Source organism: Catenulispora acidiphila DSM 44928 (assembly GCF_000024025.1).
GTDB lineage: Bacteria > Actinomycetota > Actinomycetes > Streptomycetales > Catenulisporaceae > Catenulispora > Catenulispora acidiphila.
The window spans coordinates 4,073,204-4,087,017 of the sequence record NC_013131.1 but is presented as its reverse complement, the minus strand read 5'-3'; the positions used below and the strand labels follow the sequence as shown (position 1 = coordinate 4,087,017).

Below are 13,814 nucleotides of genomic sequence, written 5' to 3'. Positions count from 1 at the left end.
GTCATGACCACGATGCGGATATCCCAGCTCGCGGAACGGACCGGCGTTCCGGCCACGACCTTGCGGTTCTACGAGGACGCCGGGCTGCTCACCGCCGATCGGACCGCGGCGGGCTATCGCGTCTACGGCGAGGACGCAGTGCGCCGGCTGACGTTCATCGGCGCCGCCAAGAACCTGGGGCTGCCGTTGGAGGAGATCGGAGAACTGCTCGCGGTCTGGCAGTCCGGGGCGTGCGCGGAGGTGAAAGCCGATCTTCGGCCGCGCCTTGCCGCGCGTGTGGCCGAAGCCGAGCAGCGGGCAGCCGACCTGGCGGCGCTCACGTGCACTTTGCACTCAGCGCTGGACCACCTCGACGCCTTACCGGACCGTTCCGGTCCCTGCGGTCCCGAATGCGGCTTCCTCTCCCCCGCCGCCGCTGCCCCGGTGGCCTGCTCGCTGACCGGCGAGGCAATCGGCGAGCGGACCGCGCAGTGGCGGGACGCCTTGGACTGCGCGGTCCGACAGCACGTCGACCACGGGATACGGCTCACCGTGCCGACCGACCGCATCGCGGTTCTGGCCGAATTGGCTGCCGCCGAACAGCGCTGCTGCCCGTTCTTCGATTTTCGACTGCTGTTGGACGGCCCGCGGGTTCATCTGGAGGTGCGCGCCCCGGCCGAGGGCGCGTCGATGCTCACTGATGTGTTCCTGGACGCTACCTCTCAGTAACGACCGTACATCTCATCGTTCGCCGGCCGGCCCGCCCGCTGTGAGCTGGGAGCTCTATCGCTGGGAGGGCTTGCGTGGTCGTGTCCGGGATTGCACCGATGACGGTGCCGACACGGCAAGGGCAGAGAAGCATCCGCGAGCCCGCTACCGCGATGTTTAACACCTATCGACCGCACACCGCGAGCCACAGCGGCACCCCGGCCGGGATGACCGGCCGGCCAGCGGCAGACAACCACGAACACGACGACGAGGTGGAACCGGAGGTGCCGCAGTGACGATGGAGGACGGGATAGGCGGGCGCGCGGTGGTGCTCGGGGGGAGCATGGCCGGCATGCTGGCCGCGCGGGTGCTGGCTGAACACTATGCCGAGGTGGTCGTCGTGGACCGCGACGATCTGGTGGGCGCGGTCGGGCCGCGCCGCGCGGTGCCGCAGGCATCGCACATCCACGCCCTGCTCGCGCGGGGCCAGCGGATCCTGGAGGACCTGTTCCCTGGGCTGACCAACGAGTTGGTGGCGCGCGGGGCGTCGATCGGCGACTTCGGTTCGGACCTGCGCTGGTACTTCGGCGGGTCTCGGCTCAAGCCGGATCCCACCGGGCTGATCTGCGTGGGCGCGGGCCGTCCGCTGCTGGAGTCCCAGGTCCGCAAGCGGGTGCGGGAGCTGGCCGGGATCACCTTCCTGGAGCAGACCGACATCGCCGGCCTCGTGCCGAACGCCGCCGGCGACCGGATCGTCGGGGTCCGGGTCAGCGGCCGCTCCGCCGACTCCGCGGAGCAGACACTGACCGCGGACCTGGTGATCGACGCGACCGGGCGCGGCTCCCGGACCGGCCGCTGGCTGGAGGAAATGGGCTACCCGGCGGTGCCGGAGGAGGTGGTGAAGATGGGGCTGACCTACACCAGCGCCGACTTCGCCATCCCGCGCTCCGAGGACTTGCTCGGGACCGACATCGCCTCCATCCCGGTCGCCTCGCCGGACAATCCGCGCGGGGCGATCTTCGCGCGGATGCCGGGCGTGGCGTCGGTGTCGCTGACCGGGATCCTGGGGCAGAAGCCGCCCACGGACATCGAGGGCTTCCGGGAGTACGCCCGGTCGCTGCCGGTGCCGGAGGTGTACGAGGCGATCCGGGACGTCGAGCCGGTGAACGGACCGTTCAGCTTCTCCTTCCCGGCGAGCAGGCGGCGCCGGTTCGAGCGGATGTCCCGGTTCCCGGGCGGGCTGCTGGTGATCGGCGACGCGGCCTGCATCTTCAACCCGGTCTACGGCCAGGGGATGTCGATGGCGGCCGTCGAGGCGACGATCCTGCGCGATCTGCTGCGCCGGGGCGCCGCCGAGCCCAGGGCGTACTTCAAGGCCGTGGCCAAGGCGCAGAACGCTCCCTGGAGCGTTTCCGCCGGCGGCGACCTGTCCTTCCCGGAGGTCGAGGGCAAGCGCACGTTCGCGGTGCGCATGGCCAACGCCTACGTCCCCAAGCTCCAAGCCGCGGCGGCCAGCGACGGCGTGCTCGCCGGCGCCTTCCTGCGGGTGGCCGGGCTGATCGACGGGCCGCAACGGCTGCTCACACCGGCCATGATGCTGCGCGTCCTGCGCGCACCGAAGCCGAAGCCGCAGGCGGGAGTCGGGACCGTGGTGACCACGGTGTCGGCTCCGCCGCCGATCGACACCATTCAGGCTTCCGGAGTGGGAGAGACGGAAGCGGCTTAGCCCCCGACGCACACACGTCCGGCGCATTCGAGCGGCGGCACCCGGCGGGTGTCGCCGCTTCACCGTCATCAGAGCGCTGCCGGGCCGGTCGGCTTGAGCAGATAGGCCGGCTGGTCGAAGGAGGTGTCCGAGGCGATGTCCAGAATCGCCTTGCCCACGTGCTCCGGCGTCAGCGGCGGGCCCATGCGCTCCAGGAACGCCGCCAGCGGCACGCCCTGGCGAGCGGCGTAGGCGGCGGCGCCGTTGGCTCCGACGGCCGTCAGCGGCGACATCATCGGCAGCACCGACACGAAGCGGATGCCGAGTCCGGCGCGCTCGGCCTCCCCGGCCGCGTAGGAGGACACGAAACGCACGGTCGCCTTGGCGCCGGCGTAGCCGCCGGACAGCGGGGATCCGTTGATGGCGGCGCCGCTGGAGACCGCCACCACGGTGCTCCCGGGCTCCAGCGGCAGCAGCAGCGCCTCGCGGGACCAGTGGAACGCCTGCTTGACGTCCACCTCGAAGGGCCGGCTGAACGACTCCCAGGTGTGCATCTGCAGCGGCCGGGCCAGCGGGTTGGTACCGGCGTTGAGCACCACGGTGCGCGGGCGGTACTCACCGAGCAGGCGGCCGGCGCTCACCGGGTCGGCGACGTCGGCCTGCACCGGCACGACAGCCGAGCCGAACTCCTCGGTCAGGCCGGCCAGCGCCTCCTGGTCCCGCGCGACGGCGACCACCCGGGCGCCGGAGGCGACCAGCGCCGCGGCCACGGCGCGCCCGAACCCCTTCGTCGCGCCGGTGACGAGCGCTGTGGTCCCGGAAAGGTCCTGAGTCGGCATGGGAGGCTCCTTGATTCTCGGTGACGGAGGTACCCGCCTTCACGGCGGGGACGTGGAGTGAGGCGCCTGATACGCACCGGGCGCCGCGGGGGTCTGTCACCCGCTGATGATGAAGACCGCGTCGAGGTCCAGAAATCACCGGGTAGGGACCGACGAGTTCGGCGGGGCTTACGGATTTCGGCGCCGGATGGTGCGCGCCGGACGCGCCGGCTCGCCGCGCGCGAGGCGTGGATGCTCGCGCGATCAGGTCCGCCCGAGGCGTGATTGCTCGCGTGATCAGGCTCGCGCGATCAGCGCGGTGCGCGACCGAGCAGCGCGATCAGCCGGTCGCCGGGACCGGCTTGCGGCGGCGCGGTCACCGCGGAGGCGAACAGTCCGCGCCGCCCGGCTCCGTCCACGATCAGGCTCGACAGCTCGAGCAACTCCGCGGCGGGGGCGTCCGGGAGCGGCAGGATCCTGCCGCACGCCCGGGCTATGTCCCAGCTGTGCACCGCGATCTCGACCGCACCGATCGCGGCCACCGTGTCGCACGTCAACGGACGGCCGCCCACCAGCACGAGGTCCGGACCCCCGTGCTGAAGGGCCGCCGCCCGGATGCGCACCAGCCGCTCGGTCCGGTACAGCACCGCCGTGCTGAGCAGCGCGCCGATGTCGTCGGGAACGTCGACGCCGCCGAGGCTGTCCATTCCGCCGAAGCCGTCGAGACCGCCGAAGCCCTCGCCCTCGCCGCCGAAACCGGGACCGCCGTCGTGGTCGAGCAGCCCCAGGGTCCCGGCTCCCGGCGTCCCGGTTCCCGCCACCCGGTCGCCCTCCGTGAAGCCCGCGTCCTCAAAGGTCTCAATGAGCGCCCCGAGCGAGGTGTTCAAATGCAGTATCAGGGTCAGCAGATTCCACTGCGCGCAGGGCGTGGGCGCCGACAGGTCCTCCATGGTGACCGTCGACACCGCTTCGGCTGTGTAGGCGGCCACCTGCTCCAGCAGGCTGTCCGACAGCCTCAGCCCCGCCATGGTCCGGCACTGGCCACGCCGTGCTGCGCACCGTCCAGGACGGCGGGCAGACCGAAGGCGGCGAACAGGCCCGGGTCGTTGAACGAGACGATGTGCGAGATGCCCGAGGAGGTGGCGGTCAGCACCTGGATGGCGTGCGCGTGCCGGCGCCCGTCCCGCCCGGCCAGGTAGCCGGCGGCGGCCGCCTGTCCGTTCGCCGCGGTCGTGACCATCGTGAACGCCCGCCTGCCGAGCACGTTCGCGCCCAGGAACGTCCCGACCGCCGTGCGGCCGTCGAACCACGCCAGGTTCGGCGGCATCTCCAGCACGACGTCGTCGCGCAGCAGCCGCAGGAGCCCCGGGACGTCGGCGTTCTCGAAGGCGGTCGTGTACTGATGCAGCAGGTCCCGGCGGCGCGGGTCGTCCGGCTCGGTCAGCTCGTCGTGGCTCGGCGCGGCCTTCTCCAGCTGGGCCCGGGCGCGTCGCAGTGCACTGTTCACCGCGATCGTCGTGGTGTCCAGCAGGTCCGCGACCTCGGCGGCGTGCCAGTCCATCACGTCGCGCAGGATCAGCACCGCGCGCTGCTTGGCCGACAGGTGCTGCAACGCGGCGATGAACGCCAGACGCACCGAATCCCGCACCGCCACGATCGCCGCCGGGTCGCTCGCCAGGGCGTCCGGCAGCGGTTGGAGCCACTGCACCTCCGAGCCCGCGACGGTCAGCAGGGGACGTTCGGCGTCCTTCTCCGGGGCGCCCAGACCCGTCGGCAGTACCCGCCGACTCCGGTTCTCCAGGGCGGTCAGGCAGGCGCTGGTCGCGATCCGGTAGAGCCAGATGCGCAGCGAGGAGCGGCCCTCGAACCGGTCGTAGCCGCGCCACGCGCGCAGGAACGTCTCCTGCACGAGGTCCTCGGCGTCGTGCACCGAGCCGAGCATGCGGTAGCAGTGCACCAGCAGCTCGCGCCGGTAGGGGTCGGCACGGCGGACGAACTCGTCGTCGTCGCGCGGCGCCGCCGGATCAGTCCACTGCGCGTCGGCTCGCGGGGACCGCACGGGCGGGGCGTTCGTGTCGATCATCTCGTCGTCCTCGCGTCCAGCCACCGGTGTCGCGCCGGCGGGCGTGGTCATCCCTGGAAGATGAAGACTCGGCTCGACCGCGAAACTCACCGGCTCCGGCGCGACGGATTCGGAACGGGCATGTCGGTGGCCGTGCCGGCGCGGCGGGGCGCCGGCACGGCCACGGGCGCCTCAGGGGCGCCGGACCGGGAGCCTTCTCACACCCCCTCGGCGGCGGGCTCGGCCTGCGCCACCTGCTTCAGCTGCGCCTGCTGCTGCAGAGCTTGGGCGGCGCTGCCGCGAGGCAGCATCAGCGCGCCGATCAGGCCGACCGCGGCCAGCGCGGCGGAGGTGTACATCGCCGGCTTGAAGCCGTCGATGAACGCCGCCGAGGAGCCGTAGCCGCCCTGGCTCGCGAACACCGCGGACAGGATCGCCACACCGGAGACGCTGCCGAGCTCCACGAAGGTCTTGTTCGCGCCGTTCGCCACGCCGATCTCCTCGAACGGTACGGAGTCCACGATCGCGTTGGAGACCACCGGGAAGCACAGCGAGATCCCGATGCCGGCCACGATCAGCGGGCCGACCATGGAGCCGTAGCCGACCCCGACGTGCACCGCCTCGGCCAGCCAGGCCAGACCGGCGGCCTGCAGGGTCAGGCCGACCAGCAGCACCGGCCGGTTGCCCAGCTTGCCGGCCAGGATGCCGCCGGGCGGCGCGACCAGCATCGGCATCGCCATCCAGACCAGGATCCGGACGCCGGTGGTCATCGGCGAGTAGCCCATGCCGATCTGGAACAGCTGGGTGATCATGAACAGCGAGCCGATGATCGAGATCTGCATGAAGTAGCTGGCCCAGTTGGCGCCGTTGAAGCCCCGGTTCCGGAAGTAGGACACCGGCAGCATCGGCGTGCTCGTCCGCTGCTCCCACAGGATGAAGGCGGCGATCAGCACCAGGCCGCCGATCAGGCTCACGGCCACCTCGCCGGTGCGCCAGCCGATCGAGGGACCCCGCACCGCGGCCCAGACCAGGCCGAACATCGCCGCGCCGGCCAGCACCAGACCGGGGATGTCCAGGTAGGTGCGCGAGCCCTTGCTCTCCCGCAGGAACACCGCCGAGCCGATCGCGATCACGATGCCGACCGGGACGTTGAGCCAGAAGATCCACTGCCAGGAGATGCCCTCCACGATGGCTCCGCCGACCACCGGTCCGGCGGCCACGCCGAGCCCTGTCACCCCGCCCAGCAACCCGATCGCCATGGCGCGCTTCTCCACCGGCATCACGTCCGCCACCAGCGTCACGGTCAGCGGCAAGATGATGGCGGCTCCGATGCCCTGGATGGCCCGGAAGGTGATCAGCTCCCCGCTCGTGGTCGCCAGCGCGTTCGCCAGCGAGGCCGCGGTGAAGATGGTCACGCCGGTGACGTAGAGCCGCTTGCGGCCGAACCGGTCGCCCAGCGCCGCGCCGGTGAGCATGAAGACGGCGAAGACCAGGTTGTAGGAGTTGATGGTCCATTCCAGGTCCGACAGGCTCGCGTGCAGGTGCGTGCGCAGCGTCGGAAGGGCCGTGGACACCACGACGATGTCGAGCGTCGGCAGGAAGGTGCCGAGCGCGGCCAGCGCCAGCGTCCAGCCCACGACGCCCTTGCGCTGAGGCAGCGTGATCGCCGTGCCGCTCATCGCGAACCTGCCGGCGGGACAGGACCGACGCGCCGCGCGGCGGAGGGTCGGCACCCCTGGTAGATCAGAGTTTTCATGGTCGCTCCGATTGGTGTGAATGCGTGGGGCGCTCTGGCCGAGGAGCTCGTCGTCCCACGACGGGGATAGCCGCCGCCGGCTCCTCGGCCGAGCGTTGAGATGAAGACTTGACGTGCCCGCGAAACTCACCGCGCTCCCCCGCCCCATGCGTCCCGCGGCGAGGTAAGCGCGCGGACGCGAAGACGCAGGAAGGGGACCCGTTCCACGGATCCCCTCCGCGGTCAGCAGGAGGTTGCTCTAGGCCGACGGACCGGTAGGTCCTCAGACCCTCCTGCGCAGTACCGCGACCCCCGGACCCGACAGCGCGTCCAGAGCCGCGTTGCGCCCGCACATGGCGAGCACCAGGGACCGCAGCGGTCCCTCCACCAGAGCACCCTCGCCGGCCGACCAGTCCAGATCAGTGGCCTGCAACCGCAGACCCGCGATCCGCTTGCGGACGCCGACGAACATCTGCTCCTTCTTGGCGTAGTTCGCCGCCGCCACGAGCGCGGCGTCGTCATGGTCGATCCTCACGCCCAGCGGGTACGCGATGTCCTCGCCGTGCACGACCACTTCCAGCAGCTGTGCCACAGCCGGCCCCGGCGGGTGGTCGTGCGACGGCGCCAGCTCCCGCAGCTTCGTCACCAGCTGCGCCGACGGAGTCTGGGCCGCCTGGACGTTGAGCTTGTTCACCATCCGGCCGAAGTTGAACCCGCTGGCGGCCATCGCCCGCATCGCCTTCGGGAAGTTGACCTGCGAGCTGCCCACCAGGTGGGCCAGCGTGAAGTGGTTCGACCAGCCGACCGACAGCGACTGCAACGGCCACTGGTGCTCCGCGACGCCCTCGAGCGCGTCGGCCACCCGCAACCGCTCAGCCTCGATGTGACTGAAGGCGTCCACGGCGCTCAGGCCGTCGGCAGGTTCAGCGGGCTGTTCTGATAGGCCGCCAGCAGCCACTGGCCGTCGATCTTCACGCACACCCACGTCGCCCGAATCGCACGCTCGGGAGCGACCTCGGTCTCCCCCGGCGCCATCACGCCGCCCTCGGTGACCATGACCGCGAACTCCGAGCTGTGGAAATGCGTGACCAGCGCCCGGCCGGTGACAGTCGTCCCCTTGTACGGACCCTGATACGCCTGCGTCATGAAACCCTGAATATGCGCCCGCCCATCCATCAGGATGTCGCCGGGCAGCACCACCGTGCCGGTCGGCGCGAACAAGTCCGCGAACTTCTTGGCATCGTGCTCGGCCCAGGCGGTCTCAAGCTGGTCGAGCAGCGCGTGCACCGCAGCGGTGTCGGCCGCGGTCTCCGGAACGGTCTGCGTCATGTCTGTCGCCTCTCAGTGGACTGCTTCGGTGGACTGCTTCGGTGATCTGCCGCGCGACGCCGCGTACACGGCCGCGTAGCTCATATTCGAAGCGCCACCAGGCTGCTGACATCTTCAGAATTGCCTGTCCGCCCGACCGCCACCTCACAAAACGTCGGCAGAAGGCAGGACTCTGACGATTTCGCCCACGCCCGTCGCGAGCCTTCGCTCGTGCATCGTGATCACGTCCCCCGGCCTGAGGTGTCGCCATAGCGACGGGGTCAGCGGCGCCACTGGCGTCCGCCGCCTTCGGGCGCTGCGAGCGCAAGGTCGGTGCTGATCACGCCGTTGACCGCCTCGTAGGCTCGCCAATGGCACCAGGCGACACTTCGATCGAGGCGCAGGAGGTCTGCCACCTCCGCGAGCAGCTGCCGGTAGCGCACGGACTGCGAGTTTTGGTCGCTGACGTCGACAAGCATGGCCAGCGCGAACTCCCATTCGCCGATGTCCAGGTGGCCGCGAACGTCGTCGGCCGTCCATCCGTGAGCTTTTCTCATGGGGCCCGTTATCTGTCCCGTAGCGCCGTAGCACCGTAGCTCAGAGTCGGCGAAGGATCAGCAGTGAGTAGAGAAGGACTGCGATCGCCGCGCCGGCGACCGCGCCGAAGGCGAGGACGGGAACCAGCGAGGTCCAGGGCATGCCCGGATGGGCCCATTCAGCAGCGCGGTAGGCGGTGCCGAGGATGGCGGACACGGCGATCAGACCGAAGGCCAGCTGGCGGTTGCCCGCGGGGGGCGCCGCGCTCGTGCCCGACCGTACGGCTCGGCGCATCTCCCGGACCGTCCAGAACCCGAGCGCTCCGACACCCAGTACCGAGCACCCGTACTGAAGGAGGACATACGGCGGTTCACCGAGAACACGGGCATTCTGCAGCACCGGGAACAGCCGGACCCCGAAGCGGCCGGGGTGGGTGAAGCCGTCCCACACCACATGAGTGACCGTGCCGATGACGGCAGACAAAACGAACCACGACACCGAGGAGAACCGAACCCGCCGCTCCCGAGGCGCCGTCAGCTGATCCGCCGCCGCGGCCCAACGCACCGGCAGCAGACCCACCAGCGGCGCACGCAGCACCCGATGCCACACACCAGCGAGCACGAACGCGATCCCCAGATCAAGCGTCGGCACAGCCGCCCACGTATGCGCGAGATCGCCGACGCCGAACGCCCCGGCAAAGTACGGGACATCAGGCGCGATGGACCCGAAGACCAGCGCGGAGCCGACCAACCCGCCCCGCGCCCGACCACGACGCGTCAACGGCAGCACAGCCGCAGGATGCGCAAGGGTGAACGGCACGAGGATCACCCTACGCAGAACCGCTGTATGCAGGACATCAGGTCCGCCGCTCGCACCAGGCATCGAAGACGCGCGACGCGAGCACCAACACCGCCACCGCCACCGTTCACAGACGCGTCAACACGCTCCAGCCAGAAGCTCACCGGCCGGCGCTCACCCGCTCCAGCACCTCTTCCAGCTCAGCCGGCTGCGCTAACGGCGAATTCCATGCCAGCCGCAGATTGTCGCCATGCCAGCGCGGGACCACGTGCGCGTGAAAGTGGAAGACGTCCTGGCCGGCGGCCTCGCCCGTATTGTGCTTCACGTTCACGCCGTCGGGAGCGAGTGTCGCGTTCAGCAGCGCGGCGACTCGATGCGCCATCGCGGCGACGTGGCCATGGGAGACCTCTGAGATCTCCCACATATCGCGTGCGTGGACACGCGGGACGACTAGCGTGTGGCCCGGGGCGGCAGGTCTGATGTTCAGGAACGCCACGGCGTGCACGTCCTCAAGGACGCGGTAGGAGGGAGCCCGACCGCCCACGATCTCGCAGAAGACGCAGTCGCTCTCACGCACCCTAGGCACCGCCGTACTCATCGTCCCCAGGACTACCGGCGTAGTAGTCCTCGACAAGCTGTTCGCGCAGCCTCCTGTGGTTGAACACATAGTGGCCGCCGTTGCGCCGCAGTATCCCCAGCCGGTGCATGTGTTCGAGCACTGTGAACAGCTCGAACGGCAGCATTCCCTGGCGCCACAACCAGAAATGCGCGACGCGGAAGCGCAGCCATGCGACTAGTCCCGTGGACACGCGTTCGTAGACGGCCAGCTCTATCAGGCCGTAGGAGAAGCCGCCGACGCCGGCCGCCAGCACTCCCATGGTCACGCCCAGCGGCCAGCCGTAGTAGAAGCCTGACATGACTCCCAGCGGCACGCCGTACACGAAGCTGAACTCATACGTGTGCTGCTGGTCCAGCCGATACAGCGCGATCGGTGACTCCACCTTCTCCGGATCGACGGTCGGGGAGCTATAGGCGTAGGCGAGCGTGATGAAGAAGGCGACTCCAGGTCCCACAAGGCTCCAAGCCAGCTGCCCTCGAGGAAGTACCCGGCCGGGCTGGCGACGACGCAGGTATAAAAGCCCGCGCGAAGTGGTTCGCGAAGGCTCGATGTGCGTTTGAACTGAGTGGTCTTCGGCGGCGGCTTCTCCTTGACGTACAAGAACCCAAGCCCCGCGGTGAACACGACCCCTGATACAGCAGCCCATGCGACGGCCATCGCATGACCTTGATGCTTCCACAGCGCCAAGCCCACACCGACCGCCACCGCCGTCCCGGACAGCAGCGCCATCAAACAGGCATAGGCGCTCACCACGCGGCGAGCCCGATGCTGGTTGGCGAGCTGCCACCAGGCGATGTCGTAGGTCTTGCCCGGCGGGATCACCGTGCCCTGGCCCGGTTTGGGCGTCACCCAGGCGGCCAGGAAGGACAGGCATTGCTGGGCCTCGGCCACGTAGCGCTTCGTCACCGCGTCGTATTCGCGCGCCGCGTTGCCCTCGGAGCGCTTGCGCCGCTCGTTCTGGCCCCGATCGTGCTCGATCGCCTTCTCGACGAGGTTGCTGAGCAGGTGCGCCTCGACCTTCGCGCAGGTGTCCGGTCCCTTGTCCGGGTCCTCGACCAGCTCCCGGAACCGTTCGGGCTCGGAGCGGAAGACCTGGGCCGTGAGCCAGACCATCAGCGGGCTGCGCCAGGCTTCCTGGAACGCCGCCAGGACCGGCGAAGAGGTCTGCTTCAATGCCTCATCCCACAGCTTCTCCTTCTTATCGGCGGCCGCGAAGTACTTCAGATACGTCTCCACGGACGCCAACTCGGGCGGAAGCAGCTCGATGATCGCAGCACCCTGCGGCGCTCCGTGATCGTCCGGCTTGGCGACGTCGAACATCGCGGGCAGGTTCCGGGCGAAGGCCTCGGACCGGCAGGTCACGATCAGCGGGAGCCCGCGCCCCATGCGCGCGTTGACCTGGACGAAGGCCTCCCACTGCCAGCGCTCGTGCAGCTCGTCCAGGCCGTCGAGGATCAGCAGGACGCGGTGCCGGGCCAGCAGCGCGTCGGCGATCGTCAGCTTGTGCCGCCCGATCCGGACCGGGAACGCCAGCGCGGGGTGGATCTCGCGCAGCCGGCCCGCGGCCCAGCGCTCCAGGTTCTCGCCGGGATGCCAGCCCGCCAGCGGCAACACGACCGGCACCATCTGGAACGGCTCGCCGCGCGCCTGCGCGGTCATGTCCATCAGCCCGCGCTGCAAGTGCAGAGCCAGAGCCGACTTGCCGCTGGCATCGCTCCCGATCACGATCACCCGGGACAGCCCGTCCGTGACGAACCGCGCCGCCACCCCCGCCAGCGTCGTGCGGACCAGCGGACCGTGGTCGGCCAGCCCCGGCGCCCCGATCCGCTGGACCTTCGGCTGCCACCGGACCTCCAGCAGCGCCGACCGGTCCAGCCCGCGCATATCCAGCTCCCGCGAGGCCTGGCGGTACAGGAAGTCGCCGAGTTCAGACGCCGCGTTCGCCAACGTCACGCTGCGCTGTTTGTCGTCGGCGATCGGCACGACGGTGCGCCAGTGCAGACCCTTGCCGATGACGCCGGCCACCGCCGAGGCGATCAGCGGAACCTTGCGATCGTCCAGGATCCGCCCCCAGCTGCCCGGCGGATGGCCGACGAGGAAGCTGCCCACGTACACGCACAGCGCACCGGCCGCGAAGTAGGCGAACACGCCGACCACGTCGCGGATGCGCTTGGAATCACGGTAGACCCGGACCGCCACGGTTCCCCCCGGGGGAAATATCAGAATCCTGCGACAAGACTAGGCCACCGCGATGGTGCCTGTTGGCAATTAAATGCGCCGAGTCAGCGATCCGATCCGGGCTATTTCTTAGGCCTATGGTTTGACCATGGATATGGATGTTGAGATGGTCACCATCGACATGGACCAGATGACGGCTCATGCACTGCGGCACCTGCTCCACGGCGCGGGCGAGCACTGGGCCGATGGTGCGGCTCTGAGCCGGCCGACGCATGTTGACGTGGAGCGACTCGGCACTGTTCTGCGAGCTGTGAACAGCGCGCTGGGCGGCAACCTCCCCGCCAGTCGACTCGGCGCCCCCGAGCCGGCAATCCTCACCCCAGGACTTCCCGACCACGAATACAACCTGGCCCGCGCCCTGGCTGATGTGGGGACATGGCTGACGAGTACGGGCCAACGGCATCGAGGGCTGTTCGCCTTCGACGGGGCGGTGGCGCTCTATCGGCAGCTGGCGGCCGACGATCCCGCCGTCTACGACCCTTACCTGGCCGGCGCCCTGACCACCTTGGGCCGTCATATGTTCATGACGGAATTCGTGAATGAGGCGCTGTCCTCCCTCGAGCAGGCATTGGAGATCCACCGCCGCCTGGCCGCGGACAATCCCGCCGTCTACGAGCCCTACCTAGCGCAGTCCCTGTGCAACCTGGGCATCGCGCTCGCGGAGGTACTGCGTCGAGACGAGGCGCTGACTCCGGTCGAGGAGGCGGTGGAGATCTACCGCCGCCTGGCCGCGGACGATCCCGCCGCCCACGAACCCGGACTGGCTCATGCCCTGACCAATCTGTGCGACCGGCTATCAGGGGTCCACCGCGAGCAGGAGGCACTGACCGCCCTCGATGAGGCGGTGACGATCTACCGCCGCCTGGCCACGGACAACCCCGTCTACGAGGGCCACCTGTTCCGCTTCCTCGACAGCCTGAGCAACCGCTTGTCAGGCCTGGGCCGCCACGACGAGGCCCACGCCGCCGGAGAGGAGTCGAAGGCGATCAAAGATCGCCTGGCCGCGAGAAGTTCAGCCCGGGAAACCACCTCGCCTTGACGCCGCCGTTCGGCGGCCGCGCAGGGTCGGCGAGCAACTCCTCGATACGCGTCGGATCGGCGACACCAGGGACAGCATGATCTGTCGGTCCGCATCGGAGCCCAGGGCAAGCTGAACCGCGAAGGTCGGTGTGGTGAGCTCGGCCATCGCGTTGCCCGGCTCCAGCAGCCAGCGCATTCGCGGGAAAGCTTCTTCAGCCACACGCTGCGCAAGCGCTTCACCGCACGCATCAGTGCCACGGCGCTCCCTCCTCCCCCCTGTTGCGCGA

General features: G+C 69.7%; 14 protein-coding genes. 3 read left to right on the top strand and 11 right to left on the bottom strand.

Annotated elements, in window-relative coordinates:
* Positions 1–3: 3 nt before the first annotated feature.
* Positions 4–708 carry a MerR family transcriptional regulator gene (locus tag CACI_RS18155; RefSeq protein ID WP_015792284.1) on the top strand — a complete coding sequence of 235 codons (705 nt, stop codon included), beginning with the start codon at positions 4–6 and terminating at the stop codon, positions 706–708.
* A gap of 277 nt (positions 709–985) precedes the next feature.
* Complete coding sequence (locus tag CACI_RS18150; RefSeq protein ID WP_041540314.1) at positions 986–2,413, top strand: FAD-dependent oxidoreductase; 1,428 nt, start codon at positions 986–988, stop codon at positions 2,411–2,413.
* Positions 2,414–2,481: 68 nt separating this feature from the next.
* Here the strand turns inward: CACI_RS18150 and CACI_RS18145 are convergent, their stop codons facing one another.
* The 11 genes from CACI_RS18145 to CACI_RS18095 form a co-directional block, all read right to left on the bottom strand.
* Positions 2,482–3,231 (bottom strand): SDR family oxidoreductase, encoded by a 750-nt coding sequence (locus tag CACI_RS18145; RefSeq protein ID WP_015792281.1) that lies wholly within the window; start codon positions 3,229–3,231, stop codon positions 2,482–2,484.
* Positions 3,232–3,521: 290 nt separating this feature from the next.
* On the bottom strand, positions 3,522–4,238 hold the full coding sequence (locus CACI_RS45730) for a DinB family protein (RefSeq protein WP_015792280.1): 717 nt from the start codon (positions 4,236–4,238) through the stop codon (positions 3,522–3,524).
* A complete protein-coding gene (locus CACI_RS18135; RefSeq protein ID WP_015792279.1) occupies positions 4,226–5,293 on the bottom strand; it encodes a sigma-70 family RNA polymerase sigma factor in 1,068 nt (355 codons plus the stop codon). Before CACI_RS18135 ends, CACI_RS45730 begins: the two co-directional genes overlap by 13 nt.
* 197 nt (positions 5,294–5,490) lie before the next feature.
* Positions 5,491–6,951: an MFS transporter gene (locus CACI_RS18130; protein WP_015792278.1), complete on the bottom strand. Its 1,461-nt coding sequence runs from the start codon at positions 6,949–6,951 to the stop codon at positions 5,491–5,493.
* A gap of 339 nt (positions 6,952–7,290) precedes the next feature.
* Positions 7,291–7,908, bottom strand: coding sequence for a maleylpyruvate isomerase family mycothiol-dependent enzyme (locus CACI_RS18125; protein WP_015792277.1), 618 nt, complete (start codon positions 7,906–7,908; stop codon positions 7,291–7,293).
* A gap of 5 nt (positions 7,909–7,913) precedes the next feature.
* A complete protein-coding gene (locus tag CACI_RS18120; RefSeq protein ID WP_015792276.1) occupies positions 7,914–8,336 on the bottom strand; it encodes an SgcJ/EcaC family oxidoreductase in 423 nt (140 codons plus the stop codon).
* Between the two features lie 260 nt (positions 8,337–8,596).
* Positions 8,597–8,872: a hypothetical protein gene (locus CACI_RS18115; RefSeq protein ID WP_015792275.1), complete on the bottom strand. Its 276-nt coding sequence runs from the start codon at positions 8,870–8,872 to the stop codon at positions 8,597–8,599.
* A gap of 40 nt (positions 8,873–8,912) precedes the next feature.
* Positions 8,913–9,671, bottom strand: coding sequence for a DUF4184 family protein (locus CACI_RS18110; protein WP_015792274.1), 759 nt, complete (start codon positions 9,669–9,671; stop codon positions 8,913–8,915).
* A gap of 139 nt (positions 9,672–9,810) precedes the next feature.
* A complete protein-coding gene (locus CACI_RS18105; RefSeq protein WP_049871619.1) occupies positions 9,811–10,227 on the bottom strand; it encodes an HIT family protein in 417 nt (138 codons plus the stop codon).
* Between the two features lies 1 nt (position 10,228).
* Positions 10,229–10,567: a hypothetical protein gene (locus CACI_RS49160; protein ID WP_041540312.1), complete on the bottom strand. Its 339-nt coding sequence runs from the start codon at positions 10,565–10,567 to the stop codon at positions 10,229–10,231.
* Entirely contained in the window at positions 10,531–12,468 is a 1,938-nt protein-coding gene (locus CACI_RS18095) for an NACHT domain-containing protein (RefSeq protein WP_041540311.1), read from the bottom strand. Before CACI_RS18095 ends, CACI_RS49160 begins: the two co-directional genes overlap by 37 nt.
* A gap of 127 nt (positions 12,469–12,595) precedes the next feature.
* Here CACI_RS18095 and CACI_RS18090 point away from each other — a divergent pair, with 127 nt between their 5' ends.
* Complete coding sequence (locus CACI_RS18090) at positions 12,596–13,546, top strand: tetratricopeptide repeat protein (RefSeq protein WP_083795754.1); 951 nt, start codon at positions 12,596–12,598, stop codon at positions 13,544–13,546.
* The last annotated feature ends 268 nt before the right edge of the window (positions 13,547–13,814 follow it).

What these genes read in the sequence shown, in the direction of transcription:
- CACI_RS49160 (WP_041540312.1), bottom strand. Translation starts at nt 10,567, where the DNA reads ATGTCAGGCTTCTACTACGGCTGGCCGCTGGGCGTGACCATGGGAGTG.
- CACI_RS18120 (WP_015792276.1), bottom strand. Translation starts at nt 8,336, where the DNA reads ATGACGCAGACCGTTCCGGAGACCGCGGCCGACACCGCTGCGGTGCAC.
- CACI_RS18115 (WP_015792275.1), bottom strand. Translation starts at nt 8,872, where the DNA reads ATGAGAAAAGCTCACGGATGGACGGCCGACGACGTTCGCGGCCACCTG.
- CACI_RS18145 (WP_015792281.1), bottom strand. Translation starts at nt 3,231, where the DNA reads ATGCCGACTCAGGACCTTTCCGGGACCACAGCGCTCGTCACCGGCGCG.
- CACI_RS18090 (WP_083795754.1), top strand. Translation starts at nt 12,596, where the DNA reads ATGGATATGGATGTTGAGATGGTCACCATCGACATGGACCAGATGACG.
- CACI_RS18130 (WP_015792278.1), bottom strand. Translation starts at nt 6,951, where the DNA reads ATGAGCGGCACGGCGATCACGCTGCCTCAGCGCAAGGGCGTCGTGGGC.
- CACI_RS45730 (WP_015792280.1), bottom strand. Translation starts at nt 4,238, where the DNA reads ATGGCGGGGCTGAGGCTGTCGGACAGCCTGCTGGAGCAGGTGGCCGCC.
- CACI_RS18135 (WP_015792279.1), bottom strand. Translation starts at nt 5,293, where the DNA reads ATGATCGACACGAACGCCCCGCCCGTGCGGTCCCCGCGAGCCGACGCG.
- CACI_RS18155 (WP_015792284.1), top strand. Translation starts at nt 4, where the DNA reads ATGACCACGATGCGGATATCCCAGCTCGCGGAACGGACCGGCGTTCCG.
- CACI_RS18150 (WP_041540314.1), top strand. Translation starts at nt 986, where the DNA reads ATGGAGGACGGGATAGGCGGGCGCGCGGTGGTGCTCGGGGGGAGCATG.